The organism is Nocardioides sp., from assembly GCF_025965415.1.
GTDB lineage: Bacteria > Actinomycetota > Actinomycetes > Propionibacteriales > Nocardioidaceae > Nocardioides.
On the sequence record NZ_JAOPWY010000002.1, the window covers coordinates 1 to 23,272 of the forward strand.

The following is a 23,272-nucleotide window of genomic DNA, read 5'->3' on the forward strand; positions in this document are numbered from 1 at the left end:
CCCGCTCCGCCGCCGACGAGGCTCAGCGCGACGAACAGGGCGGCCACCGGGCGTCGGATTCGCATGGGTCGACCCTAAGGAGATCTCGGTCCGGCCGCGCGTCGAAGTCGGCCCGTCGCCGGGGGGAGACCGCGCTCCGGAACCGGTGAGACCGTCGGTGTCCCGTGGCACGATCCCGCAGGTGACCATCGGACCGGCCGAGGGGCAGCACCTGCGTGACCTCGCGCGGTCGCACGCCGGCCGTGACCGGATCGGCCGGGCGTACGCCCCGCTTCTGGACGTGTCGAGACGCTCGCCCGCGGCGCGCACATGTCGGCCGATCACCTCAGCCGCGAGTTCCGCGCCGCTGACGGCGGGTCCCCCTCCTCCTCTCCGATGACCCGGCGCATCGAGCGGGCGATGGCGTTGCTGCGTCGCGGCCGCCCGGACCGGCGGCGCGTCCGGCCGCCGATGAGGTCGACCCCCGCTGGTCAGTCCGAGGCAGAGCCCGCCCGACAGAGGGAGACCCGATGAGCACGGCCACCCACACGTCCGCCCAGCACGCTGCTGACCGCCACGACCTGATCCGGGTGGTCGGCGCGCGCGTGAACAACCTCAAGGACGTCAGCGTCGAGATCCCCAAGCGCCGACTGACCGTCGTCACCGGCGTCTCCGGCTCGGGCAAGAGCTCACTGGTCTTCGACACGATCGCCGCCGAGTCGCAGCGCATGATCAACGAGACCTACAGCGCGTTCGTGCAGGGCGTCATGCCGACGCTGGCGCGGCCGGAGGTCGACCTCCTGGAGGGGCTGACGACGGCGATCCTCGTCGACCAGGAGCGGATGGGCGCCAACCCGCGCTCCACCGTCGGCACCGCGACCGACGCCAACGCGATGCTGCGGATCCTCTACAGCCGGCTCGGCACGCCGTACGTCGGCACGCCCACGGCGTACTCGTTCAACGTGCCCACCCGCAAGGCGAGCGGCACGATGACCACCGAGAAGGGTGGCCGCACCGAGAGGAGGACCGTCAAGCAGGAGGTCTACCTCGGCGGCATGTGCCCGCGCTGCGAGGGCATGGGCAAGGTCAACGACATCGACCTGACCGCCCTGTACGACGCCGACAAGTCGCTCGCCGACGGGGCGCTGACGGTCCCCGGCTACTCCATGGACGGGTGGTACGGCCGGCTCTTCGAAGGCATGGGCCTGCCGATGGACAAGCCGATCCGGTCCTTCACGAAGAAGCAGCTGGACACGATGCTCTGGGCGGAGCCGACCAAGATCAAGGTCGAGGGCATCAACCTCACCTTCAACGGGATCATCCCGCAGATCCAGAAGTCGATGCTGTCCAAGGACCCGGAGGCGATGCAGCCGCACGTCCGACGCTTCGTCGACCGGGCCGTCACCTTCCAGACGTGTCCCGAGTGCGACGGCACCCGCCTCACGCCGGAGGCGCGCTCGTCCAAGATCGGCGGGAAGTCGATCGCCGACCTGTGCGAGATGCAGATCAGCGACCTCGCCGACTGGGTGCGCGACCTCGAGGAGCCGTCGGTGGCGCCGCTGCTCAAGGGGCTGCAGCACCTGCTCGACTCGTTCTCCGAGATCGGGCTGGGCTACCTCTCACTGGACCGTCCCGCCGGCACGCTCTCCGGCGGCGAGGCCCAGCGCACCAAGATGATCCGCCACCTCGGGTCGTCGCTGACCGACGTCACCTACGTCTTCGACGAGCCCACCATCGGACTCCACCCCCACGACATCGAGCGGATGAACACCCTCCTCCTGCAGCTGCGCGACAAGGGCAACACCGTGCTCGTCGTCGAGCACAAGCCGGAGACCATCGCGATCGCCGACCACATCGTCGACATCGGGCCCGCCGCCGGAGCCGCGGGCGGCACGATCTGCTTCGAGGGCGACATCGCGGGGCTCCGCGCCAGCGACACGATCACCGGCAAGCACCTGGACGACCGGGCCCGCCTCAAGGAGTCGGTGCGCTCGGCGTCCGGCAGCCTGGAGGTGCGCGGCGCCTCCACGCACAACCTGCAGGACGTCGACGTCGACGTGCCGCTGGGCCTGCTGACGGTCGTCACGGGCGTTGCCGGGTCGGGCAAGAGCTCGCTGATCCACGGCTCGCTCGCGGGCCGCGACGAGGTGATCGTCATCGACCAGGGCGCGATCAAGGGGTCGCGACGCAGCAACCCGGCGACGTACACCGGGCTGCTCGAGCCGATCCGCAAGGCCTTCGCGAAGGCCAACGGCGTCAAGCCGGCACTCTTCAGCTCCAACTCCGAGGGCGCCTGCCCGACGTGCAACGGCGCGGGCGTGATCTTCACCGAGCTCGGCCCGATGGCGACCGTGGAGTCGCCCTGCGAGGAGTGCGAGGGCCGTCGCTTCCAGGCCGACGTGCTGCAGTACACCCTCGGCGGGAAGGACATCGCCGAGGTGCACGAGATGTCGGTCCTCGACGCCCGCGAGCACTTCGGCGACGGCGAGGCGAAGATCCCTGCGGCGGTGAAGATCCTCGAGCGGCTCACCGACGTCGGGCTCGGCTACCTCACGCTCGGCCAACCGCTCACGACGCTGTCCGGTGGCGAGCGGCAGCGCCTCAAGCTGGCCACGCAGATGGGCGAGAAGGGCGAGGTCTACATCCTCGACGAGCCCACCACCGGACTGCACCTCGCCGACGTCGCCAACCTGCTCGGCCTGCTCGACCGGCTCGTCGACGCGGGCAAGTCGGTCATCGTGATCGAGCACCACCAGGCGGTCATGGCCCACGCGGACTGGATCATCGACCTCGGGCCGGGTGCGGGTCACGACGGCGGCAGGGTCGTCTTCGAGGGACCCCCCGCCGAGATGGTGGCGGCGAAGAAGCCGTCGCTGACGGGCAAGCACCTCGCGGCGTACGTCGCCGGCTGACCGCGCCGCGGTCGTGGGTCCTCACGCCTGGCAGACCGGGCACCAGAAGAGTCGGCGCGCGGCGACGAGCGCGTCGAGCACGGCGGTGCCGCAGACGCGGCAGGGGAGACCCGCCCTCCCGTAGACGTAGTGCGAGTCGACGCGCCGCGGGCGGCCCGATGGCCGCTCCCGGTCGTCAGGGAGCGTGGTGACGATCCGGCCGGCGCGGACGCCGGCCCGCAGCAGCACGACGAGGTCGTCCCACAGGCGCTCGAGCGTGGCGGTGCCGTGGTCGCGTCCGGCGCGGAACGGGTCGAGACGCTGCCTGACCAACACCTCCGCGCGGTAGACGTTGCCGACACCGGCCACGACTGCCTGGTCCATGAGCATCGTCCCGATCGGCGCCCGGCTCCGCAGCACCCTGGCCACGAAGGCGCCGACATCCGGGCGGCGACGCAGCGGGTCGGGGCCGAGCCGCGCCAGCACGGCCCTGCGCTCGGCGTCGGTGAGGACCTCGCACGCGGTCGGCCCCCGCAGCTCGAGCCAGTGGACGTCCCCGAGCAGCCGCAGCCGGAGCGCGCCGCGGGGCTCGGGGGCAGCGCGCCGTCGCGGAACGTGCCGTAGAGCCCGAGGTGGACGTGCAGCCACAGGTCGTCGTACCGGTGGAAGAGGTGCTTGCCCCAGGCATCGGTCGCCGCCAGGAGCCGTCCGTCGAGCAGGCGCGCGCCCTCGTCGAAGCGCCCCTGCGGGCCGTCGGCGGCCACGCGCTGGCCCACCAGCAGCCGGGCATGGCGGCGCGCGAGTCGGTCGATGGTGTGTCCCTCTGGCACCCGGCGATCGTTGCCGACGAAGCCAAGCCCCGGCTCACCTGCAAGCATGGACGCATGAGTCGCCGAGACCTCCGCGAGACGATCGCGGCCCGCCCGGTCATCCTCGACGGCGGCCTCGCGACGCTGCTGGAGCAGCACGGCCACGACCTGTCCTCGGACCTGTGGTCGGCACGGCTCCTGGTCGACGACCCCGGCGCGATCGAGGCGGCGCACCGCGAGTTCTTCCTCGCCGGCGCGGAGGTCGCGACCACCGCGTCCTACCAGGTGTCCTTCGAGGGCTTCGGCGCGGCCGGGGCCGACCGCGCCGAGGTCGAGCGGCTGCTGCGGCGCAGCGTCGAGCTGGCCGCCGCCGCCCGCGACGCCGTGTCTCCCGGCGGCTGGGTGGCGGCTTCGGTGGGGCCGTACGGCGCGGTGCTGGCCGACGGGTCGGAGTACCGCGGCGACTACGACCTCGACGTAGCCGGCCTGCGGGCCTTCCACCGCCCGCGTCTCGACGTCCTGGCGTCGACCGTGGGGCACGGCGCCGACGTGCTGGCGATCGAGACGGTGCCCTGCCTCGCCGAGGTGGAGGCCGTGCTCGCCGAGCTCGACGGCACCGGGGTGCCCGCGTGGCTGTCGCTGTCGGCGGCGGATGGCCGGACCCGCGCGGGGGAGCCGCTGGAGGAGGCCTTCGCGATGGCGGCCGACGTCGCCGAGGTGGTCGCCGTCGGGATCAACTGCACGACCCCGGCCGACGCCGGGCGCGCGGTGCCGCTGGCCGGGGTTCGCGGTCCTGCTGTCGTCTACCCCAACTCGGGACAGGCGTGGGACGCCGAGGCGCGGGCCTGGACGGGACGCTCCGCCTTCGAGCCCACCGATGTGTCCGCCTGGGTCGAGGCGGGGGCACGGCTCGTGGGGGGATGCTGCCGGGTCGGCCCCGCGGACATCTCGTCGCTGCGTGCGACCCTCGCTCCGTGACGTCCCCACCCCGGCCAGGTGGCGACGGGTGGGGGCTTGCGGCAAGCCCCGGGATGGCTTGTACGTTGGGAGTGGAGGCAGTCCTTCCTCCGGTCCAGGAGGAGGGTCAATGTCCGACGGTCCCGACCGCCGCTTCGCCGATGCCGTGGGGTCGGTGCCGATCCTGGAGGCCATGGAGATCCGCCTCGTCGAGGTCCGCTCCGGCCGGGCGGTCGCCGAGCTGCCGCCGGAGCCCAACGTCAACCACTTCGGGGTCACCTACGCCGGCTCGCTGTTCAGCGTGGCCGAGATGCTGGGCGGGGTGCTGAGCCTGGCGACCTTCGACCTCGAGGGTGACCTCGCCGGGTTCGTGCCGATCGTCAAGGAGTCGACGATCCGGTTCCGACGGCCCGCGCTGGGCGTCGTACGGGCCGAGACGTTGCTGTCGGACGAAGAGGTCGCCCGGGTGCGGCGCGACGCGCTGGAGACCGGCAAGGGGGAGTTCGTGCTGGAGGCCACGCTGACCGATGCGCAGGGGGAGGTCGTGGCGTCGACCGCGGGGACCTACCAGCTCCGACGCCTCTGATGCGCCGCTGCCGGTGGGTAGGGACTGCCGCCGAGGGGCGTCGCTCAGGGCGACCAGGTCACGCACGCGGGGGAGCACCTCGTCGACGAGGAAGTCGGCGTACGTGCCCGGCGTCGTACTCGGCGCTGCGGGCCTCGACCGCGTCGACGAAGACGCCGACCATCGGCGGGATGTCCCCGGCGTGCACGAGCTCGTCCAGGACGACCGCGGCCCGCAGGTCGTCCTCGGGGTCGAGGAAGCGGCCACCGTCCTGGAACACCGTGCAGGCGAGCTCCCGGTCCCGAGGCGTCGCGGCCGGGGGCCACCGCATGGCAGAGTCGTGCCATGCCGGAACCGGCCCGCTTCGTCCTCCACGACCACCGTCGCCCGAGCCCGCACTTCGACCTGCGGCTCGAGGAGGACGGCGTCCTGCGCAGCTGGGCGGTGCCCAAGGGCCTGCCCAACGACCCGGCCCACGACCGGCTGGCGATCGCCGTCGACGACCACGAGCTCGACCACGTCGACTACGAGGACGAGCAGAAGTCGATCGCCGACACGGGCACGTGGCAGGAGCACGACCGGAACGACCGGCGGCTGGTGTTCTCGCTGCACGGGCGCGACGCCGTACGCCGGTATGCGCTGATCAACACGGGCGGATCCCAGTGGCTGCTGCACCTGACGAAGGAGCAAGCCTGACGATCGTGGTGCTCGGGTGCCGTTGAGTGGCACTGGAGCTCCACGCTCACGCGCCAACGCCCGAGAGGGGGTTCCCCGAGCGTGGATATATCGCCGATAACTGACATTATGTCAGATAGCGCGGAGAAGGGACGACCTTCCGCTCCCCTCGGCGTGGCCCGGTCGAACACCAGGTCGAAGTCCTTGCGCCACGTCGCGCCACGGTCGTCCGACGCCTCCCACCGGCCGACGATCCGGTCCGTCACGACCTCGGCGACGAACCTCTGGAGCATGTCCGGGTCGTGGCGTTCGAGCACCCACCGACCGCCGCCGAAGGTCATCTCGAAGACCCGGCAGACGCCGCGCTCGTCGTGGTAGAGCGCCGTGTAGGTGCCCTGGGCGTCGCTGTGCCCGATCACCACGACCATGTCGCTCGTCGCGTCACCGACCTCGCCCTGCATCTGCCAGCGGAACACGAGCAGCGCGTCGTGGAGCCACTCCCCCGAGGCCACCCCCGGCACCTCCAGGTCGGCCGGCTCCAGGAACCAGGCGTCGCTCATCGTCGTACGCCACTCGCCCGCCAGGACGTCCAGCTCGGCCATCGCCTCGTTGCGCATGTCCCCACGCTGCCACGCGTCGGCGCGTCACGCGAGCCTCAGCGCCGGTCGTCACCGGGGCCGCCGACCAGGGTGTCGCGGCCGTCGAGACCGCAGATGGTGTCGTTCCCGGCGCCTCCGTCGATGACATCTCCCTCGGCGGTGCCGAGGATCACGTCGTCGCCCGGCGTCCCGGTCGTGGGCGTGCCGGTGACCGCCACGAGCGTGGGGACCAACCCGTCGCAGGTTGTCTCGGCTGCGGCGGAGCCAGCACCACCCAGGACCACCGCCAGCGGCGCCACCAGGGCGATCAGCGGGACAAGGCGGTGGGTGCGGCGCATGTTCTTCCTCCGAGGTCGTCCACCCGATCGGGCGGCGGGCTGGTGTCGATGTGACGCCACGGCCACCGGATCGGTTGTGGGGGGTGGGCGACGAGATTGCCCCCGAGCCTAGGTTGGAGCCATGGCTGAGATCCCGACGTACGTCCTCAACGACGGCACCACCCTGCCCGCCATCGGCTTCGGCACCTATCCCCTGCGCGGGGAGGACGGCACCGCCGCGATGGTCGGCGCCCTCGAGGTCGGCTACCGCCTCCTCGACACCGCGGTGAACTACGAGAACGAGACGGAGGTCGGCGAGGCGCTCCGGCGCTCCGGCCTGCCGCGCGACGAGGTGCTGGTGGCCAGCAAGATCCCCGGTCGCCACCACGCCTACGACGACGCGATCGCCTCCGTCCGCGCCTCCCTCGAGCGCCTCGGCCTCGAGCGGACCGACCTGCACCTGATCCACTGGCCCAACCCGGGGCAGGGCAAGTACGTCGAGGCGTGGCGCGCCCTCGTGCAGCTCCAGAAGGACGGACTGGTGCGCTCGATCGGCGTCTCCAACTTCACCGAGGAGCACCTGCTCCGGATCATCGACGACACCGGCGTCACCCCCGCGGTCAACCAGGTCGAGCTGCACCCGCGGTTCCCGCAGACGCACATGCGCGAGGTCCACGACCGCCTGGGCATCCGCACCGAGGCGTGGAGCCCGATGGGCAAGCGACGCGCGCCGCTGGAGGAGTCGGCCGTGACCTCGGCCGCGGCGGCGCACGACGTCTCGCCGGGGCAGGTCATCCTGCGCTGGCACGTCCAGCTCGGATCGCTGCCTATCCCCAAGTCGGCCGACCCGCAGCGGCAGGCCGCGAACCTCGACGTCTTCGGCTTCGAGCTGACCGACCAGGAGATGTCGGCCATCACCGCGCTCGGGGAGGACGACGGCCGGCTCTTCGGCGGCGACCCCGACACCCATGAGGAGATGTAGCTGGTCGCTGGCTACCATCGGCGCCATGCTGAAGCGACTTGCCGCCGTGTCCGCCTGCCTCGCCGTCCTCGCCCTCGCGGGATGCGGCAACGAGGGGGACGCCGACACCGCGTCCGACACGTCCAGCGCGTCGCCCTCGGAGTCCACGGACGCCTCGGAGCCGGCCGCCGGCGGCGAGACCGCCACGTGCGACTACCCCTCCGACGGTCAGGACCCCGCCCGCGAGGTGGACGTCCCGGACGCCGACGCCCCTGCGGAGGGCACCGTCACGGCCACCATGACCACCAACTTCGGCGACATCGGCCTGAGCCTCGACGCGACGGCCGCCCCGTGCACGGTGAACTCGTTCGTCTCGCTCGCCGAGCAGGGCTTCTACGACGACACGCCGTGCCCCCGCATCGGTGACCAGGAGGGCTTCGGCATCCTCCAGTGCGGCGACCCGACGGGCACCGGCGCCGGTGGCGCGGGCTACTCGTTCGCCGACGAGTTGGGCGGTGACGAGACCTACCCCGCCGGCACACTGGCCATGGCCAACGCGGGCCCGGACACCAACGGCTCGCAGTTCTTCCTCGTCTTCCGCGACTCGCAGTTCCCGCCGAGCTACACCGTCTTCGGCACCATCGACGAGGCCGGGCTGGCGACCATCGAGAAGATCGCGGCCGAGGGCAACGACGGCGCCAACCCCGCCGGTGGCGGCGCGCCCAACAAGGACGTCACCATCGAGAAGGTCACCGTCGGCTGACCCGGCCAGGGGTCGACGAGAGGGCCCCTCACGAGACCCGGTGCTCGTAGGTCACGTCGGCCCCGAGCTGCACGGTCCGCGAGACCGTGCAGAGCCGGTCGCGTGACATCGCGATCGCGGCCTCCACGCGTTCCCGGGCGGCATCGCCCTCCGGGCCCTCGGGGAAGACGATGTCGAAGCCGATCCGCAGCCCGGTCAGGTGGTTGCCGTCCGCGTCGCGCACCTTCTCGCCCTCGGCGTGCACGGTGAACGTCGTGCTGGAGGCGCGCTTGTGGGTGATCGCCTCGACGTCGAGCGCGCCGCACCCCGCGATCGCGGCCAGGAGCAGCTCGACCGGGGTGAAGTCGGGGTCGTCTCCCCCGACGCCCATGAAGGTCTCGCCCCCACGGTCGTTGGTGGCCTTGAAGCGAGCCGGACCGATCCGGGTGAGCTCGATGCTGCGCAGGGTCTCGTCCGTCATGACGAACACCCTGCCAGAGCAGTGCTCGGACAGGGTGTCGGTGACCCGGCGGTGGGGTCCGCGTACGTCGTGCTGAGGGGGTCAGCGGGTGGATCGACGCGCGGCGCGCCGGGCACGGCGCTCCTCACGACGGAAGATCTCCACGCTGCGCAGGAGGGCACGGTCCTCGGCCGAGTGAGCCCGCGCGTGGACGAGGCTGTTGGCGAGGTGCAGCTGCGTGGTCATGGAGATCTGTCCTTCCGAAGGCTTCTGGCCCTCGCTGTCGTGAGCATTGTGTAAGAAGTGGCCGCTCCTTTGCGGCTCTTACATTCTACGGACGCAGAAGGTGCCGCCCCCCATCGGCGACCACGTGATCTCGGCCACCACGGCTCACCTGGCGGCGGCTAGGGTCGGGGCGTGACGAGCGAGCGAGCGCGACGGCCGGGACCGTCGGTGAGGACCCGCGTGGTGGAGCACACCGCGGAGCGGGAGATGCCGCGGGAGGACCGCCTGATCACCGAGGAGCCCCTCGAGATCCGGGTGCGCGCCGGGGCCCTGGACGCGCGCCGGGCGTGGGTCACCATGCGCACGCCGGGCCACGACTTCGAGCTCGCCGCCGGCTGGCTCGTCAACGAGGGCCTCGCCGCTCCTGGAGCCATCGCGCAGGTCGCCTACTGCACCGACGCCGACCTCGCCCCCGAGCAGGAGTTCAACGTCGTCACCGTGACCCTCACCGGCGACGCCGACCTCCCCCACCGCCACGTCGCGGCGTCCGCCGGGTCCTCGGCCTGCGGCGTGTGCGGCAAGGACAGCATCGCGGAGGCGCTCGCCACCCGGACGGCGAAGACCTGGTCGGGCGCGCGCCCCAGCGCGGACGTCGTACGACGCCTGCCGGAGGCGCTGCGCGAGCGCCAGACGCTCTTCCGCACGACCGGCGGCGTCCACGCGGCAGGCCTCGCCGGTGCCGACGGGGCGCTGCAGGTCGTGCGCGAGGACGTGGGCCGGCACAACGCCGTGGACAAGGTGGTGGGTGCCCGCGTGCTGGCCGGCGAGCAACCATCGGCCGCGTGCCTGGTGCTGAGCGGCCGGGTCGGCTTCGAGCTCGTCCAGAAGGCCGCCGCCAGCGGCATCGGCTCGATCGTGGCGGTCGGGGCCCCGACGAGCCTGGCGGCCCGGCTGGCCGGCGAGGCCGGGATCGACCTGTGGGGATTCACCTCGCCGGGTCGCACCGTCCGCTACGGCTGAGCGCTCCGCGGCGTGGGTGCGCACCGGTGTCGGTGCGGCGTCCTAGGTTCGGGGGGTGCGCATCCTCCACACCTCCGACTGGCACCTCGGGAGGTCCTTCCACCGCGAGGACCTCCTGGGTCACCAGGGTGCGTTCGTCGACCACCTCCTCGGGGTCGTCGAGTCGGAGCGGGTCGACGTCGTGGTGGTCTCCGGCGACGTCTACGACCGGGCGCTCCCCCACGTCGACGCGGTCGCCCTCGCCGACGAGACCTTCGCCCGGCTGGCCGCCTCACGCGCCCAAGTCGTGGTCAGCAGCGGCAACCACGACAGCGCCCAGCGCCTCGGCTTCGGGTCCCGGCTGATGGACGCCGCGGGCGTCTTCGTCCGCACCGACGCCGCCAGCGTCGGCACGCCGGTCGTGCTCGGGGACCGGCACGGCGACGTCGCCATCCACGCCATCCCCTACCTCGATCCCTCCGCCCTGCTGGAGCCGTGGTCCCTGGGCCGCCGCAGCCACGAGGCCGCCCTGACCGAGGCGATGACCCGCGTGCGCCGCGACCTGGCCGCGCGCACGAGGACCCGTTCGGTCGTGCTCGCCCACGCCTTCGTCGCCGGAGCCACGCCGTCGGAGTCCGAGCGCGACATCAGCGTCGGAGGGGTCTCCCGGGTGGCCACGAGCACCTTCGACGGCATCGACTACACCGCGCTCGGCCACCTCCACGGGCCCCACGTCCTCTCCCCCGCCCTGCGCTACTCCGGCTCCCCCCTGGCCTACTCCTTCTCCGAGGCCGACCAGGCCAAGGGCTCGTGGCTCGTCGAGCTCGGCGCCGAGGGATTCACCGCGGCGCACTGGGTCGACGCACCGGTCCCCCGCCGGCTCTCGCGCATCTCCGGATCGCTCGCCGACCTGCTCGTCGACCCCGCGCTCGCGGACCGCGAGCACGACTGGGTGCAGGCGACCCTCACCGACGTGCCCCGGCCGGCCCGCGCCATGGAGCAGCTGCGCCAGCGGTTCCCGCACACCCTGGTGCTGCAGTTCCCGACACCGGTGACCGACGACCGGGCCCCGGCCCGGCCGCCGACCGGCACCAGCGACCACGCCATCGCCCTCGACTTCGTCCGCCACGTGCGCGGCGTCCCGGCGACGACGGCAGAGTCCGACCTGCTCCAGGACGCGTTCGACGCCTGCTGCCACGACCCCGACCAGGACGTGCTGGCCGGCGCCCGGGCAGGTGGTGCCGCGTGAGGCTCCACCAGCTCGACATCGTCGGGTTCGGTCCCTTCCCCGACCCTGTGCGGATCGACTTCGACGCGCTGTCGGAGGCCGGCCTGTTCCTGCTGAGCGGCCCGACCGGGGCCGGCAAGTCCAGCGTCCTCGACGCCGTCTGCTTCGCCCTCTACGGCGACGTCCCCGGCGACCGCGCGGCAGCCAAGCGACTGCGCTCCGACCATGCCGGCGACGACGTCGTACCCCGCGTGGTGCTCGAGGCGACCCTGTCCGGCCGCCGGTTCAGGATCGACCGCTCGCCCGCCTGGACCCGCCCCAAGAAGCGCGGCTCGGGGACGACCACCGAGCAGGCGCGTGTCGTCATCTCGGAGCGGCGCCGGGCCGACGACGGCACCGATGCGTGGCACCCGCTCAGCACCCGTCTCGACGAGACGGGCCACCTGGTCACCCGGCTCGTCGGGATGACCCTCACCCAGTTCTGCCAGGTCGCGATGCTCCCCCAGGGGCGCTTCCAGGCCTTCCTGAGGGCCCGCTCCGAGGAGCGCCACGCCCTGCTCCAGCAGGTCTTCCAGACCGGACGGTTCGACCGCACCGAGCGCTGGCTGCGTGATCGCCGCGTCGAGCTGCGACGCAGCTCGGAAGGGCACCAGAGGGCCGTCGCCGACCTCGCGAGCCGGGTCAGCGAGGTGGGTGGCGCGTCCGCACCCACCGACTGGCCGACCGACCCCGGGTCGCTCAGCGCCTGGATCGCCGAGCTGACCACGAGCGCCGTCACCGCGTCCGAGGCGCAGGCCGTCGAGGTCGAGTCCGCGTCGGCCGCCGAGATGGCAGCGTCCCGGGCCTCCGCCGCCGGCATCGAGCTCGCCGGGCTCCGGGCCACCCACGCAGCAGCCCGGCGCGCGTGGGCGGACCTCGAGGCCGCCGCCCCGGAGCACGCCACCCGCCAGCAGACCGTGCTCGAGGCCGAGCGTGCCGCCACCGTCCGACCGCTGCACGAGCTGGCGCTGCGGGCCGGCGCCGAGGTGCGCGACCTCGACGAGCAGGGCCGCGCCGCGCGGGAGGCCCTCCTCGGGCTGCTCGGTGAGACCACGCTGGACGACCAGCAGGTCGCCGAGCACCGTCGTACGGCGACCCGGACCCTCACCGACATCGCGCGGATCCGTCCCCTGCAGCGCCAGGGCCTCGACCTGGAGCAGCAGCTCGCCCGACTCCACCGGACCCGTGACGAGGCCGCCGCCGAGCTGCACGAGGTGGAGGCCCGCACGGAGGAGATCCCCGCGCTGCTGACTGCGCTCGCGCCCGAGCTCGCCGCCGCACGCGAGGCCGTCCTCCTCGTCACCGACCTCGACGCCGGGCTCGAGGTGCTGCGCTCGCGCATCCGGGCCGCCCGGTCGGCGGAGGCGCTCGCCATCGAGCTGGCGAGGGCCGAGCACGCGATGAGCGCGGCCACCCAGGCGCGCCTCCTGGCGAGGGAGACGCTCGTGGAGATCCGCGAGCGTCGCCTGGACGGCATGGCCGCCGAGATCGCGACCAAGCTGGCGGTCGGCGCGTCCTGCCCGGTGTGCGGATCGGCCGACCACCCCTCCCCCGCCTCGCCGGCGCCGGGAGCACCCGACGAGGTCGCCGAACGCGAGGCGCGCCGCCAGGTCGACGACCTCGAGGTCGTCGTCGAGGCCCACGCCCAGCAGGTGCGCGGACTCGAGACCAGGCGGGCCACGGCGCTCGCCGAGTCCGGCGAACCCCTCGAGCTCCTCCTGGCCCAGGAGGCCGACACGCTCGCGCGCCTCGACCAGGCCCGCGGCCGGGCAGCGACCCTCGACGCGCGGAGCGCGCGCGTCGACGCGCTCCTCGCCGAGCAGCGGGGCCTCGGCCAGGAGCTCGAGCGGCTCACTACGACGGTGGCCCGTCTCGACACCGAGGTCGCCGTGCTCTCGGCACGGATCGAGAGCCTGGTCGCCCAGGTCGCGGAGGTCGTCCCTGACGGCTCCGACCTCGACGCCCTCACGGCCCTCCACCAGCAGGTCGAGGCCCTCGCCCAGCAGTGCGCCGAGGTCGACGCCGACCTCGCCCGTGCGCGCACCTCCGCCGCCAGCACCCAGGAGGCGGCCGACGCGCTCGCGGGCCGGGCCGGGTTCGACTCGTCAGCCCGCGCTGCCGCCGCATGGCTGCCCGAGGCCGAGATCGCCACGCTCCAGCAGCAGATCGACCGGCACGAGCGCGAGGTGGCCAGGGTGAGCGACCTGCTGGCCGACGAGGCCCTCCTGCGCGCCGCCGCGGCCGAGGCGCCCGACCTCGAGGCCCTCGCGCAGGAGCACCACCGGGCCAAGGAGGCCGCCGCGCTCGCGCGCCAGACCGACCTGGCCCTGCGCGACCGTGTTCGTCGCCTCCACGGGCTGGCCGGCGAGATGGAGGCCGCGCTCGCCGCGTGGGCGCCCGTCCGCGCAGACCACGACCTCGCCTCCGAGCTGGCATCGCTCGTCGAGGGCAAGCACCCCGACAACCGCCTCCAGATGCGCCTGTCCGCCTACGTCCTCGCCCACCGGCTGGGCCAGGTGGTCGAGGCGGCCAACCTCCGCCTGTCGACGATGAGCGACCAGCGCTACTCCCTCGTGCACACCGGCAAGCGCGGAGCCGGTGAGACGCGTGGCGGCCTCAGCCTCCTGGTGCGCGACGACTGGACCGGCGACAGCCGCGACCCCGCGACCCTCTCGGGCGGCGAGACCTTCGTGGTGTCCCTCGCGCTGGCGCTCGGCCTGGCCGACGTCATCACCGACGAGGCGGGCGGCACCGACCTCGACACGCTCTTCGTCGACGAGGGCTTCGGGTCCCTCGACTCCGAGACCCTCGAGGACGTCGTGGACACCCTCGACGCCCTGCGCGACGGCGGACGCGTGGTCGGCGTGGTGAGCCACGTCCCCGAGCTGCAGACCCGCATCCCCACGCAGCTGCGCGTGCATCGCGGCCGACACGGCAGCCGGACCACGCTGCGTCTCGGCTGAGTCTCGGCTGAGTCTCGGCTGAGTCTCGGCTGAGGCTCGGGCACGTCTCGGCCAGGGATCGACTGGCCTCGGATAGGTTCGTCGCATGAGTGCGCCCGGGCTCGACCCGACCTTCAGCGACCTGCCGCACCGTCGCCTCGGCGACGTGGCCCTGGCCCGAGCCCGGGAGCTGGGGGCGAGCCACGCGGACTTCCGCCTCGAGCGCATTCGCTACCAGTACCTCGGCGCCCGCGACGGCATCCTCCAGACCGCGAGCGACGCCGAGGACCTCGGCTTCGCCGTCCGCGTCGTGCACGGCGGCGCCTGGGGCTTCGCCTCCGGGGTCGTGCTCACCGACGACGAGGCCCGCAGGATCGCCGAGACCGCGGTCGCGGTCGCGCAGGTGGCGGCCACGATGACCACGACGCCGGTCGAGCTGGCGCCCGAGCCGGTCCACGACGACGTCACCTGGGTCTCCGGCTACGACATCAACCCGCTCGAGGTGCCGACGCAGGAGAAGGCCGCGCTGCTCGTCGACTGGACCGAGCGGCTGCGCACCGGCGCCGCCGTCGCGCACGCCACGGCGTTCCTGCAGCAGGTGCAGGAGAACAAGTACTACGCCGACCTGGCCGGGACCCGCACCACCCAGCAGCGCGTGCGCCTCCAGCCGGGCTTCGAGGCCACCGGCGAGGACGAGCAGACCGGGATCTTCGACTCCATGGCGTCGATCGCCCCGCCCGCCGGCCGCGGCTGGGAGTACCTCACCGGCGCCCACTGGGACTGGGACGCCGAGATCGCCGAGGTGCCCGATCTCCTCGCCGAGAAGCTCAAGGCGCCCAGCGTCGAGGCGGGGACCTACGACCTGGTCGTGGACCCCTCCAACCTCTGGCTCACCATCCACGAGTCGATCGGGCACGCCACTGAGCTCGACCGTGCCCTCGGCTATGAGGCCAACTACGCCGGCACCTCGTTCGCGACCTACGACAAGCTCGGCACGCTGCGCTACGGCTCCGACGTGATGAACGTCCTGGGCGACCGCACCCAGGAGCACGGCCTCGCCACGATCGGCTACGACGACGAGGGCGTGCAGACCCAGACCTGGGACATCGTCCGCGACGGGGTGCTCGTCGGCTACCAGCTCGACCGCTCGATGGGGCACCTCAAGCCGGAGCTCAACGGCGGCCGCTCCAACGGCTGTGCCTACGCCGACTCGTCGGGCCACATCCCGATCCAGCGGATGGCCAACGTCTCGCTGGTGCCCGGCACCGACGACCTCTCCACCGACGACCTGATCTCCCGCGTGGAGCGCGGCATCTACGTCGTCGGTGACAAGTCGTGGAGCATCGACATGCAGCGCTTCAACTTCCAGTTCACCGGTCAGCGCTTCTACAAGATCATCGACGGCAAGCTCGACGGGATGCTGCGCGACGTGGCCTACCAGGCCACCACGACCGACTTCTGGGGCTCCATGGAGGCGGTCGGCGGTGCGGACACCTGGGTGCTGGGCGGAGCGTTCAACTGCGGCAAGGCCCAGCCCGGGCAGGTGGCGTCGGTGAGCCACGGCTGCCCGACGGCGCTGTTCCGCGGCGTCAACATCCTCAACACCATCGACGAGGCAGGCCACTGATGACGATCTCCCAGCGCAGCACGGCCCAACAGCTGGTCGAGCACGCGCTCGCGACCTCGACCGCCGACGACTGCATCGCGATCGTCCGCGACGTCACCAGCGCCAACCTGCGCTGGGCCAACAACACCCTCACCACCAACGGCGTGATGACCGAGGTCTCGGTGACGGTGGTCAGCTTCGCGGGCGTCGACGGGGGCATCGCGACCGGGTCCGTGTCGGGCAGCGCGGCGACGACCGAGCAGGTCACCGCCCTGGTGCAAGCGGCCGATGCCGCGGCACGCGCCGGCTTCCCTGCCGAGGACGTCGCCGAGCTCGTCGGCCCGTCGACGTCGCCCGACTGGGACGTCGAGCCCGAGACCACCGACATCGGGGTGTACGACGCCTTCGCACCCGCGCTGGGCGAGGCGTTCCGCCAGGCGAGCGGCGAGGACCGGCTGCTCTACGGCTTCGTCAACCACGACGTCTCCACCACCTACCTCGGCTCCACCCGCGGCCTGCGGCTGCGGCACGTCCAGCCGACCGGGCACTACGCCTGCACCGGCAAGGACACCTCGCTGACCCGCAGCGCCTGGACCGGCGGTGCCACCCGCGACTTCCGCGACGTCGACGCGACTGCGATGGCGGCCACCGTCGCGCAGCGCCTCGCGTGGGCCGAGCGACGCATCGACCTCGCCGCCGGCCGCTACGACACGATCCTCCCGCCCTCGTCGGTCGCGGACCTGATGATCGACGCCTACTGGGGCGCGGGCGCGCGGGTCGCGCACGAGGGCGAGTCGGTCTACAGCCGACGCGGTGGCGGCACCCGCATCGGCGACAAGGTCGCGGCGCCGGGAGTCAACCTCTTCTCCGACCCGCACTACGCCGGCCTCGAGTGCGCTCCCTTCGTGGTGGCCGGTGCCTCCGACAACACCGACTCCGTCTTCGACAACGGCCTCCCGCTCGAGCGCACCGACTGGATCCAGGACGGGCTGCTGACCGCGCTGCTGCAGACCCGTCACTCCGCCGCGATGACGGGCCAGCCGGTCACGCCGATGATCGACAACCTCATCCTCGAGGTGGGCGACGGTGCCGGGACGGTCGACGACATGATCGCCGGCACCCAGCGCGGCCTGCTGCTGACCTGCCTCTGGTACATCCGCGAGGTGGACCCGCAGTCGATGCTGCTCACCGGCCTGACCCGTGACGGCGTCTACGTCATCGAGGACGGCGAGATCGTCGGTGCCGCCAACAACTTCCGCTGGAACGAGAGCCCGATCGACCTGCTCAACCGCTTCAGCGCGGCGACCGCGTCGGTGCCGAGCTTCAGCCGCGAGTGGGGCGACGACTACTTCTCGCGCACCGCCACGCCCGCCCTGCGGATCCCCGACTTCAACATGTCGAGCGTGTCGCAGGGCGTCTGAGCCGGCACGTGCGGGGACACGCTCAGCGCGGGTGGCCGCCCGGGATCCTCACGGCGGGGTCGTAGGGCGTGCGGGTATAGACGAAGGTCGCGCACTCCAGGTGCGAGATCGCACCGTCCGGGCGGCGTACGACGTCCAGCAGCTCGCCGCGGTGGTAGCCGAGCACCCCGACCAGGGCCCCGTCGACCAGCTCGAACCGGTCGGTCACCACACCGCCGCGCGCCATGTGCCGCAGCTCGAGGCCCTCGTTGTGCCAGCGCACCTCGTAGGCCGTGTTGCCCCAGAACCACACCCCAGGCACACCCTGCACCTCGGTCGGCAGCACGAGGGTCGGGCGCCAGGGCGCCGGTCGCTCCTCGGCCGCGTCGGGATCTCCCTCGATCAGCGAGACGGCGAGGTCGCGGGGGTTGATGCCGGTCGTGGCGTTGGTCAGCGCCACCGCCCCGATGCCGCTGTCGGGATCGACGTGCAGGGCGGCGAGGAAGCCGGGCATCGAGCCGTTGTGCCCGACCAGCCGGCCACCGGGGTGCAGGCCCAGCATCAGCCCGAGCCCGTAGTCGTCGGTGACGGGTCGGCGCATCTCCGCGAGCGTCTCCGCGGCGAGGACGTCGGGCCGCGCACCGCCGAGGACCTGGCCCCAGGTGACCATGTCGGCCAGCGTCGACCAGAGCTGGCCGGCCGGTGCCATGGCACCGGTGTCGGTGAGCGGCTCGTGGACCCGGATCCCGGTGAAGTGGTCCACGCTCCAGCCGGGCTGGGCGCCCGGCCGCGGGAGGTAGGAGGTGAAGCGCATCCCCAGCGGCGCGAGGAGGCGCTCGGAGACGAGCCGCCGCCACGGCACACCGGCACGACGCGCGACGACCTCGCCGAGCAGGCCGTAGCCGAGGTTGGAGTAGTGGAACCACTCCCCCGGCCCGGCGACGCGACCGGCGCCGTCGTTGGCCGAGGTGAGGGCGGCGAAGTCGGCCCCCCGGGTGCGTTCCCACCAGCCGCCGCGGGGCTCGCTCTGCATGCCCGAGGTGTGGGCCAGCGCGTCACGCAGCGTCACCTCGCCGTAGCCGACCTCGCCCAGGTGGTCACCGAGCCGGTCGGACAGGTCGAGCTGCCCCGCATCGCGGGCCTGCATGACCAGGACCGCCGTGAGCGTCTTGGTGATCGAGCCGATGCGGTACTGCCCGTCGATGCCGGGCGCATCACCCGCCCCACCCGCCCACACCGCTCCGTAGCGGTCGAACACGGCACCGACCACCGACGTCAGGCGGCCCTCGGCCTGCGCGACGTCGAGCAGCCGTTGCCGCTGGTCGCTCACTCGGCGAACGCCTCCGGCGGCGGGCAGGCGCACACGAGGTTGCGGTCACCGTAGGCCTGGTCGATGCGCGCCACCGGCGGCCAGTACTTGTCGGGATCGATGCCCTGCGGGAACACCCCCAGCTCGCGCGAGTAGGAGCGGTCCCAGTCGCCGACCAGCGCACGCGCGGTGTGGGGCGCGTGGCGCAGCGGCGAGTCCTCGGGCGTCCACTCGCCGGCCTCCACCCGTGCGATCTCGCCACGGATGGCGATCATCGCGTCGCAGAAGCGGTCGATCTCGGCGAGGTCCTCGGACTCCGTGGGCTCCACCATCAGCGTGCCGGCGACCGGGAAGGACATCGTCGGGGCGTGGAAGCCGTAGTCGACCAGGCGCTTGGCCACGTCGTCGACGCTCACGCCGCTGGCCTTGGTGATCTGGCGCAGGTCGAGGATCGCCTCGTGCGCGACGAGGTCGCCGTGACCGCGGTAGAGCACCGGGAAGTGCTCCTCGAGCCGGTGGGCGATGTAGTTGGCCGACAGCACCGCCACCGCGGTGGCCCGCGTCAGGCCCTGCGCGCCCATCATCCGGATGTAGGCCCACGTGATCGGCAGGATGCCGGCCGAGCCGTAGGGTGCGGCGCTGATCGGACCGATCCCCTGCCGCTTCTCGACGTCGGGGTGCCAGCCGTGCGACGGGAGGTACGGCGCCAGGTGGGAGCGTACGGCGACCGGGCCGACGCCCGGACCGCCACCGCCGTGCGGGATGCAGAAGGTCTTGTGCAGGTTGAGGTGCGAGACGTCGCCACCGAACTCGCCCGGGCGGGCATAGCCGAGGAGCGCGTTGAGGTTGGCGCCGTCGACGTAGACCTGGCCGCCGTGGTCGTGCACCATCTTGCAGAGGTCGGTGATGGTGTCCTCGTAGGCCCCGTGGGTCGAGGGGTAGGTCACCATGATCGCGGCCAGCGTCTCGGCGTGCTGGTCGCACTTGGCGAGCAGGTCGTCGAGGTCGACCGACCCGTCGTCGGAGGCCTTCACCACGACGACCTTCATGCCCGCCATGACCGCGGAGGCCGCGTTGGTGCCGTGGGCGGACGAGGGGATCAGGCAGATGTTGCGGTCGGTGTCGCCGTTGGCGCGGTGGTAGCCGCGGATCGCGAGCAGCCCGGCGAGCTCGCCCTGCGACCCGGCGTTGGGCTGCACCGAGACCTTGTCGTAGCCGGTGACCTCGGCCAGCCAGCCTTCGAGGTCGTCGACGAGCTCGCGGTAGCCGGTCGCGTCCTGGGCCGGCGCGAAGGGGTGCAGGTCGGCGAAGCCGGGCACGCTCACCGGCTCCATCTCGGTCGTGGAGTTGAGCTTCATCGTGCACGAGCCCAGCGGGATCATGCCGCGGTCCAGCGCGTAGTCGCGCGAGGCCAGCCGGTGCAGGTAGCGCAGCATCTGGGTCTCGCTGTGGTGTGAGTTGAAGACCTCGTGGGTGAGGAACTCGGTGGTGCGGTGCAGCGCCTCGGGGAGGCCCGACGGGGCGTCGTCGGTGGCGGACGGCACGCCGAAGGCCCGCATGACGGCGACCACCGTCGCGGCGCTCGTGCGCTCGGAGGTGGAGAGGCCGACGTGGTCGACGTCGATGAGCCGCAGGTGCAGCCCGACCGTGCGGGCCGCGGCGACGACCTGGCCGGCGCGGCCCGGGACCGACACGGTGAGGGTGTCGAACCACGTGTCGTTGACGAGCTCCACTCCCCCGGCGCGCAGTGCCGCGGCGATCCGGTTGGCGTGCTCGTGCGTACGCCGCGCGATCCGCCGCAGGCCCTCGGGCCCGTGGTAGACGGCGTACATCGAGGCGACCACGGCGAGCAGGACCTGGGCGGTGCAGATGTTGGAGGTGGCCTTGTCGCGACGGATGTGCTGCTCGCGGGTCTGCAGCGCAAGGCGGTAGGCCGGGCGCCCCTCCGCGTCGACGGAGACCCCGACCAGGCGCCCCGGCAGGTGCCGCTCGAGGCCGGCCGAGACCGACATGAAGCCCGCGTGCGGACCACCGTAGAAGAGAGGTACGCCGAAGCGCTGGGACGAGCCGACGACGACGTCCGCACCGAAGGTGCCGGGGGCCTCCAGCAGCGCGAGGGCCAGGATGTCCGCCGCCACGACGGCCAGCGCGCCGCGCTCGTGGGCCGCGTCGATCACGGGACGGGGGTCGGCCACCGCACCGGAGGCGCCGGGGTACTGGAGGAGCACCCCGGAGAGCTCGCCGTCGGGGAGCCCCTGGGTCAGGTCGGCGACCACGACCTCGATGCCCATGCCCTCGGCACGGGTGCGGACCACCTCGATGGTCTGCGGCAGGGCGTCGGCATCGACCACGAACGGGCCGGTCGCGTTGCGCTGGGCACGGCGTACGAGCGTCATCGCCTCTGCCGCGGCGGTGCCCTCGTCGAGCAGCGAGGCGTTGGCCGTCGGCAGCCCGGTGAGGTCGGCGACCACGGTCTGGAAGTTGATCAGCGCCTCGAGCCGGCCCTGCGAGATCTCCGGCTGGTAGGGCGTGTAGGCGGTGTACCAGGAGGGGTCCTCCAGCACGTTGCGCCGGATGACGGGTGGCGTGATGGTCGCGTGGTAGCCCAAGCCGATCATCGCCTCGGCCGGCCGGTTCTGCGAGGCCAGGGTGCGGAGCGCCCGCGCGGTGGCCTCCTCGTCGAGCGGCTCAGGCAGGTCGAGCGCGGCCGCCGTCCGGATCCCGCCCGGGACCGCGGCGGCCATCAGGGACTTGAGGGACTCGTGCCCGATGGCCTGCAGCATGCGCGCGATGTCGGCGTCGTCGGGGCCGATGTGACGGGCGACGAACTCACCCATCGCGGCGCTCGACGCCACCGTCGAGGCGTCGGTGGCGGTCTGCTCGCTGGGGGGATTGGCGTCCGGCACGTGGGCTCCCTGAGGTCACAACGCTTGACCTCCCCCTCTGTCGGCCCGGTGGCCTCCAGAGTGCCAACCCACGCGGTCCGGGTGCCTGAGAGGTTCCGGGGAGGAATTGCCCCTTCGGCGCACCACGTCCGGTCAAACCTCGACCGGCCGGGATGACTCTCCCGCGTGGGATGTCAGCGGTGCGAAGTCTAGCGCCAGCGCCCGGAAATGGACGAGGCCGCCCGGTGTGCGGGCGGCCTCGTCGGAGAGTCGGGGTGGTCGGTGGTGCTCAGCCGGTCTGGCGGGCAGCGCGCCGCGCGGCCAGCTCGTCGCCGGCGACCGAGGTCGACGGCTCCTCGGCGGTGCGCTCGCTGGGCAGCTCGGCGAGGGTGCCTTCGATCTCGCGCCAGACACCCCCGATCGCGATGCCGAAGACGCCCTGGCCGCCCTGGAGCAGGTCGATGACCTCGTCGTTGCTGGTGCACTCGTAGACCGAGGCGCCGTCGCTCATCAGGGTCACGCGGGTCAGGTCGTCGGTGCCGCGCTCACGCAGGTGCGCGGTGGCGGTGCGGATCTGCTGGAGGGAGATCCCGGCGTCGAGCAGTCGCTTGACGACCTTGAGGATCAAGATGTCGCGGAAGGAGTAGAGGCGCTGCGAACCGGAGCCGGCCGCGCCCCGCACGCTGGGCTCGACCAGGCCGGTGCGCGCCCAGTAGTCGAGCTGGCGGTAGGTGATGCCGGCCGCGTTGCACGCGGTCGGACCGCGGTAGCCGGTGTCGCTGGGCAGCGGGGAGACGTCGTCGGCGAAGAGCAGGCCCTGCTCCTCGGCCAGCTCTGCTGCCTCCGAGGCAGCCTTGGCCTTGGCGACGTCCGCGCCCTGTTCGTTCTCGTTGACACCCACAGCAGACCCTCCAGGTCAGTTCCTCCGCTGAGCAGTAACTCCGGGGGAAGGGCCCGCTCGATGTCGTGGATCTGACAACCACAGCGGTGGAGTTACAACAGAGACAGTTCAAGGTAAGCCCGAGAGTTCGGGTTGTCCATCCACGCCCCGGCGTGTCGCAACCCTCAACCTCAGGTTGAGGGTGAGTGTTACGGCTCACGCTAGGGCGACTCGAAGTCGTCCGGCGAGACGTGGTCGAGGAACTCGCGGAAGCGCTCGACCTCGTCCTCCTGCTCGGCGGGGACGGCCAGGCCGGCCTCGTCGAGGACGGCCTCGGCGCACACGATCCGGGTGCCCGTACGCAGCGCGAGCGCGATCGAGTCGGAGGGACGGGCACCCACCTCGGCGCCGCCGTCGAAGACGAGCTGCGCGAAGAAGACACCGTCCTGCATGTCGATGATGCGCACCTCGTCGAGCCGCTGGCCGGTGGCGGCCAGGACGTCACGCATCAGGTCGTGCGTCAGCGGTCGCGGCGGGATCACCCCCTGCTGGGCGAACGCGATGGCCGTGGCCTCCACGGCGCCGATCCAGATCGGGAGGTAGCGCTCCCCCGACACCTCCCGCAGAAGGACGATCGGCTGGTTGGAGGGCATCTCCACCCGGACTCCCATGACATCGACTTCCCGCATGCAACAACCCTACTCCGCACCCCAGGGCACCGGAACGGCCAGCACAGCAAGGCCGAGCACCGAGCTCAACCCGACCTCAACCCGACGTCAGCCCAACCTCAACCCGAGGTCAGCT

At 72.5% G+C, this 23,272-nt stretch carries 20 protein-coding genes and 1 riboswitch; of the genes, 11 read left to right on the forward strand and 9 right to left on the reverse strand.

The features are described from left to right. Window positions 1–509 precede the first annotated feature (509 nt). Window positions 510–2,891, forward strand: coding sequence for an excinuclease ABC subunit UvrA (locus JWN97_RS00040; RefSeq protein ID WP_297616198.1), 2,382 nt, complete (start codon window positions 510–512; stop codon window positions 2,889–2,891). 21 nt (window positions 2,892–2,912) lie between these two features. Here JWN97_RS00040 and JWN97_RS00045 read toward each other — a convergent pair whose 3' ends face one another. After that, window positions 2,913–3,518: a zinc finger domain-containing protein gene (locus tag JWN97_RS00045; protein ID WP_297616201.1), complete on the reverse strand. Its 606-nt coding sequence runs from the start codon at window positions 3,516–3,518 to the stop codon at window positions 2,913–2,915. On the opposite strand from JWN97_RS00045, the gene mmuM reads away from it, so the two are divergent. Together mmuM and JWN97_RS00055 are read left to right on the forward strand one after the other, a co-directional pair. Continuing rightward, on the forward strand, window positions 3,503–4,657 hold the full coding sequence (mmuM, locus tag JWN97_RS00050) for a homocysteine S-methyltransferase (RefSeq protein WP_297616204.1): 1,155 nt from the start codon (window positions 3,503–3,505) through the stop codon (window positions 4,655–4,657). The genes JWN97_RS00045 and mmuM overlap by 16 nt on opposite strands. A 109-nt stretch (window positions 4,658–4,766) precedes the next feature. Further along, on the forward strand, window positions 4,767–5,222 hold the full coding sequence (locus JWN97_RS00055) for a YiiD C-terminal domain-containing protein (RefSeq protein WP_297616207.1): 456 nt from the start codon (window positions 4,767–4,769) through the stop codon (window positions 5,220–5,222). Between the two features lie 58 nt (window positions 5,223–5,280). On the opposite strand, the gene JWN97_RS00060 is transcribed toward JWN97_RS00055, so the two are convergent. Then, entirely contained in the window at window positions 5,281–5,532 is a 252-nt protein-coding gene (locus JWN97_RS00060; protein ID WP_297616210.1) for a hypothetical protein, read from the reverse strand. A gap of 14 nt (window positions 5,533–5,546) precedes the next feature. Between JWN97_RS00060 and JWN97_RS00065 the strand changes: the two genes are divergently transcribed. Next, window positions 5,547–5,897 (forward strand): DNA polymerase ligase N-terminal domain-containing protein, encoded by a 351-nt coding sequence (locus JWN97_RS00065; protein ID WP_297616213.1) that lies wholly within the window; start codon window positions 5,547–5,549, stop codon window positions 5,895–5,897. Window positions 5,898–6,531: 634 nt separating this feature from the next. On the opposite strand, the gene JWN97_RS00070 is transcribed toward JWN97_RS00065, so the two are convergent. Beyond that, a complete protein-coding gene (locus JWN97_RS00070) occupies window positions 6,532–6,813 on the reverse strand; it encodes a hypothetical protein (RefSeq protein ID WP_297616216.1) in 282 nt (93 codons plus the stop codon). Window positions 6,814–6,934: 121 nt separating this feature from the next. On the opposite strand from JWN97_RS00070, the gene JWN97_RS00075 reads away from it, so the two are divergent. Both JWN97_RS00075 and JWN97_RS00080 read left to right on the forward strand, forming a co-directional pair. Then, a complete protein-coding gene (locus tag JWN97_RS00075) occupies window positions 6,935–7,774 on the forward strand; it encodes an aldo/keto reductase (RefSeq protein WP_297616219.1) in 840 nt (279 codons plus the stop codon). 25 nt (window positions 7,775–7,799) lie between these two features. Beyond that, complete coding sequence (locus tag JWN97_RS00080; protein WP_297616222.1) at window positions 7,800–8,516, forward strand: peptidylprolyl isomerase; 717 nt, start codon at window positions 7,800–7,802, stop codon at window positions 8,514–8,516. Window positions 8,517–8,544: 28 nt separating this feature from the next. Here the strand turns inward: JWN97_RS00080 and JWN97_RS00085 are convergent, their stop codons facing one another. Then, complete coding sequence (locus JWN97_RS00085) at window positions 8,545–8,976, reverse strand: OsmC family protein (protein WP_297616225.1); 432 nt, start codon at window positions 8,974–8,976, stop codon at window positions 8,545–8,547. 81 nt (window positions 8,977–9,057) lie between these two features. Further along, complete coding sequence (locus tag JWN97_RS00090) at window positions 9,058–9,201, reverse strand: hypothetical protein (protein ID WP_297616228.1); 144 nt, start codon at window positions 9,199–9,201, stop codon at window positions 9,058–9,060. A 171-nt stretch (window positions 9,202–9,372) separates the two neighbouring features. Between JWN97_RS00090 and JWN97_RS00095 the strand changes: the two genes are divergently transcribed. The 5 genes from JWN97_RS00095 (at window position 9,373) to JWN97_RS00115 (ending at window position 17,415) form a co-directional block, all read left to right on the forward strand. Continuing rightward, window positions 9,373–10,200, forward strand: a complete 828-nt coding sequence (locus JWN97_RS00095; protein WP_297616231.1) for a formate dehydrogenase accessory sulfurtransferase FdhD — start codon at window positions 9,373–9,375, stop codon at window positions 10,198–10,200. Window positions 10,201–10,255: 55 nt separating this feature from the next. Next, a complete protein-coding gene (locus tag JWN97_RS00100) occupies window positions 10,256–11,428 on the forward strand; it encodes an exonuclease SbcCD subunit D (protein WP_297616233.1) in 1,173 nt (390 codons plus the stop codon). Further along, a complete protein-coding gene (locus JWN97_RS00105) occupies window positions 11,425–14,409 on the forward strand; it encodes an SMC family ATPase (RefSeq protein WP_297616235.1) in 2,985 nt (994 codons plus the stop codon). Before JWN97_RS00100 ends, JWN97_RS00105 begins: the two co-directional genes overlap by 4 nt. A gap of 85 nt (window positions 14,410–14,494) precedes the next feature. Next, window positions 14,495–16,015 carry a TldD/PmbA family protein gene (locus JWN97_RS00110; protein ID WP_297616238.1) on the forward strand — a complete coding sequence of 507 codons (1,521 nt, stop codon included), beginning with the start codon at window positions 14,495–14,497 and terminating at the stop codon, window positions 16,013–16,015. Beyond that, window positions 16,015–17,415 carry a metallopeptidase TldD-related protein gene (locus JWN97_RS00115; protein WP_297616241.1) on the forward strand — a complete coding sequence of 467 codons (1,401 nt, stop codon included), beginning with the start codon at window positions 16,015–16,017 and terminating at the stop codon, window positions 17,413–17,415. The genes JWN97_RS00110 and JWN97_RS00115 overlap by 1 nt, the downstream gene beginning before the upstream one ends. A gap of 22 nt (window positions 17,416–17,437) precedes the next feature. Here the strand turns inward: JWN97_RS00115 and JWN97_RS00120 are convergent, their stop codons facing one another. From JWN97_RS00120 to JWN97_RS00135, 4 genes are all read right to left on the reverse strand, one after another. Continuing rightward, entirely contained in the window at window positions 17,438–18,724 is a 1,287-nt protein-coding gene (locus JWN97_RS00120) for a serine hydrolase domain-containing protein (protein ID WP_297616244.1), read from the reverse strand. Continuing rightward, window positions 18,721–21,540, reverse strand: coding sequence for an aminomethyl-transferring glycine dehydrogenase (gcvP, locus tag JWN97_RS00125; RefSeq protein ID WP_297616253.1), 2,820 nt, complete (start codon window positions 21,538–21,540; stop codon window positions 18,721–18,723). Before gcvP ends, JWN97_RS00120 begins: the two co-directional genes overlap by 4 nt. A gap of 132 nt (window positions 21,541–21,672) precedes the next feature. After that, a riboswitch (glycine riboswitch) is annotated at window positions 21,673–21,783 on the reverse strand. A 94-nt stretch (window positions 21,784–21,877) separates the two neighbouring features. Next, window positions 21,878–22,420: a MerR family transcriptional regulator gene (locus tag JWN97_RS00130; protein ID WP_363321230.1), complete on the reverse strand. Its 543-nt coding sequence runs from the start codon at window positions 22,418–22,420 to the stop codon at window positions 21,878–21,880. 269 nt (window positions 22,421–22,689) lie between these two features. Then, complete coding sequence (locus JWN97_RS00135; protein ID WP_297616250.1) at window positions 22,690–23,157, reverse strand: bifunctional nuclease family protein; 468 nt, start codon at window positions 23,155–23,157, stop codon at window positions 22,690–22,692. Between the last annotated feature and the right edge of the window lie 115 nt (window positions 23,158–23,272).

Excerpts from the sequence above, each read along its gene's own strand:
- JWN97_RS00040 (WP_297616198.1), top strand. The coding sequence starts at position 510 with ATGAGCACGGCCACCCACACGTCCGCCCAGCACGCTGCTGACCGCCAC.
- JWN97_RS00055 (WP_297616207.1), top strand. The coding sequence starts at position 4,767 with ATGTCCGACGGTCCCGACCGCCGCTTCGCCGATGCCGTGGGGTCGGTG.
- JWN97_RS00060 (WP_297616210.1), bottom strand. The coding sequence starts at position 5,532 with ATGCGGTGGCCCCCGGCCGCGACGCCTCGGGACCGGGAGCTCGCCTGC.
- JWN97_RS00065 (WP_297616213.1), top strand. The coding sequence starts at position 5,547 with ATGCCGGAACCGGCCCGCTTCGTCCTCCACGACCACCGTCGCCCGAGC.
- JWN97_RS00070 (WP_297616216.1), bottom strand. The coding sequence starts at position 6,813 with ATGCGCCGCACCCACCGCCTTGTCCCGCTGATCGCCCTGGTGGCGCCG.
- JWN97_RS00075 (WP_297616219.1), top strand. The coding sequence starts at position 6,935 with ATGGCTGAGATCCCGACGTACGTCCTCAACGACGGCACCACCCTGCCC.
- JWN97_RS00080 (WP_297616222.1), top strand. The coding sequence starts at position 7,800 with ATGCTGAAGCGACTTGCCGCCGTGTCCGCCTGCCTCGCCGTCCTCGCC.
- JWN97_RS00085 (WP_297616225.1), bottom strand. The coding sequence starts at position 8,976 with ATGACGGACGAGACCCTGCGCAGCATCGAGCTCACCCGGATCGGTCCG.
- JWN97_RS00090 (WP_297616228.1), bottom strand. The coding sequence starts at position 9,201 with ATGACCACGCAGCTGCACCTCGCCAACAGCCTCGTCCACGCGCGGGCT.
- JWN97_RS00110 (WP_297616238.1), top strand. The coding sequence starts at position 14,495 with ATGAGTGCGCCCGGGCTCGACCCGACCTTCAGCGACCTGCCGCACCGT.
- JWN97_RS00115 (WP_297616241.1), top strand. The coding sequence starts at position 16,015 with ATGACGATCTCCCAGCGCAGCACGGCCCAACAGCTGGTCGAGCACGCG.
- gcvP (WP_297616253.1), bottom strand. The coding sequence starts at position 21,540 with ATGGGTGAGTTCGTCGCCCGTCACATCGGCCCCGACGACGCCGACATC.
- JWN97_RS00135 (WP_297616250.1), bottom strand. The coding sequence starts at position 23,157 with ATGCGGGAAGTCGATGTCATGGGAGTCCGGGTGGAGATGCCCTCCAAC.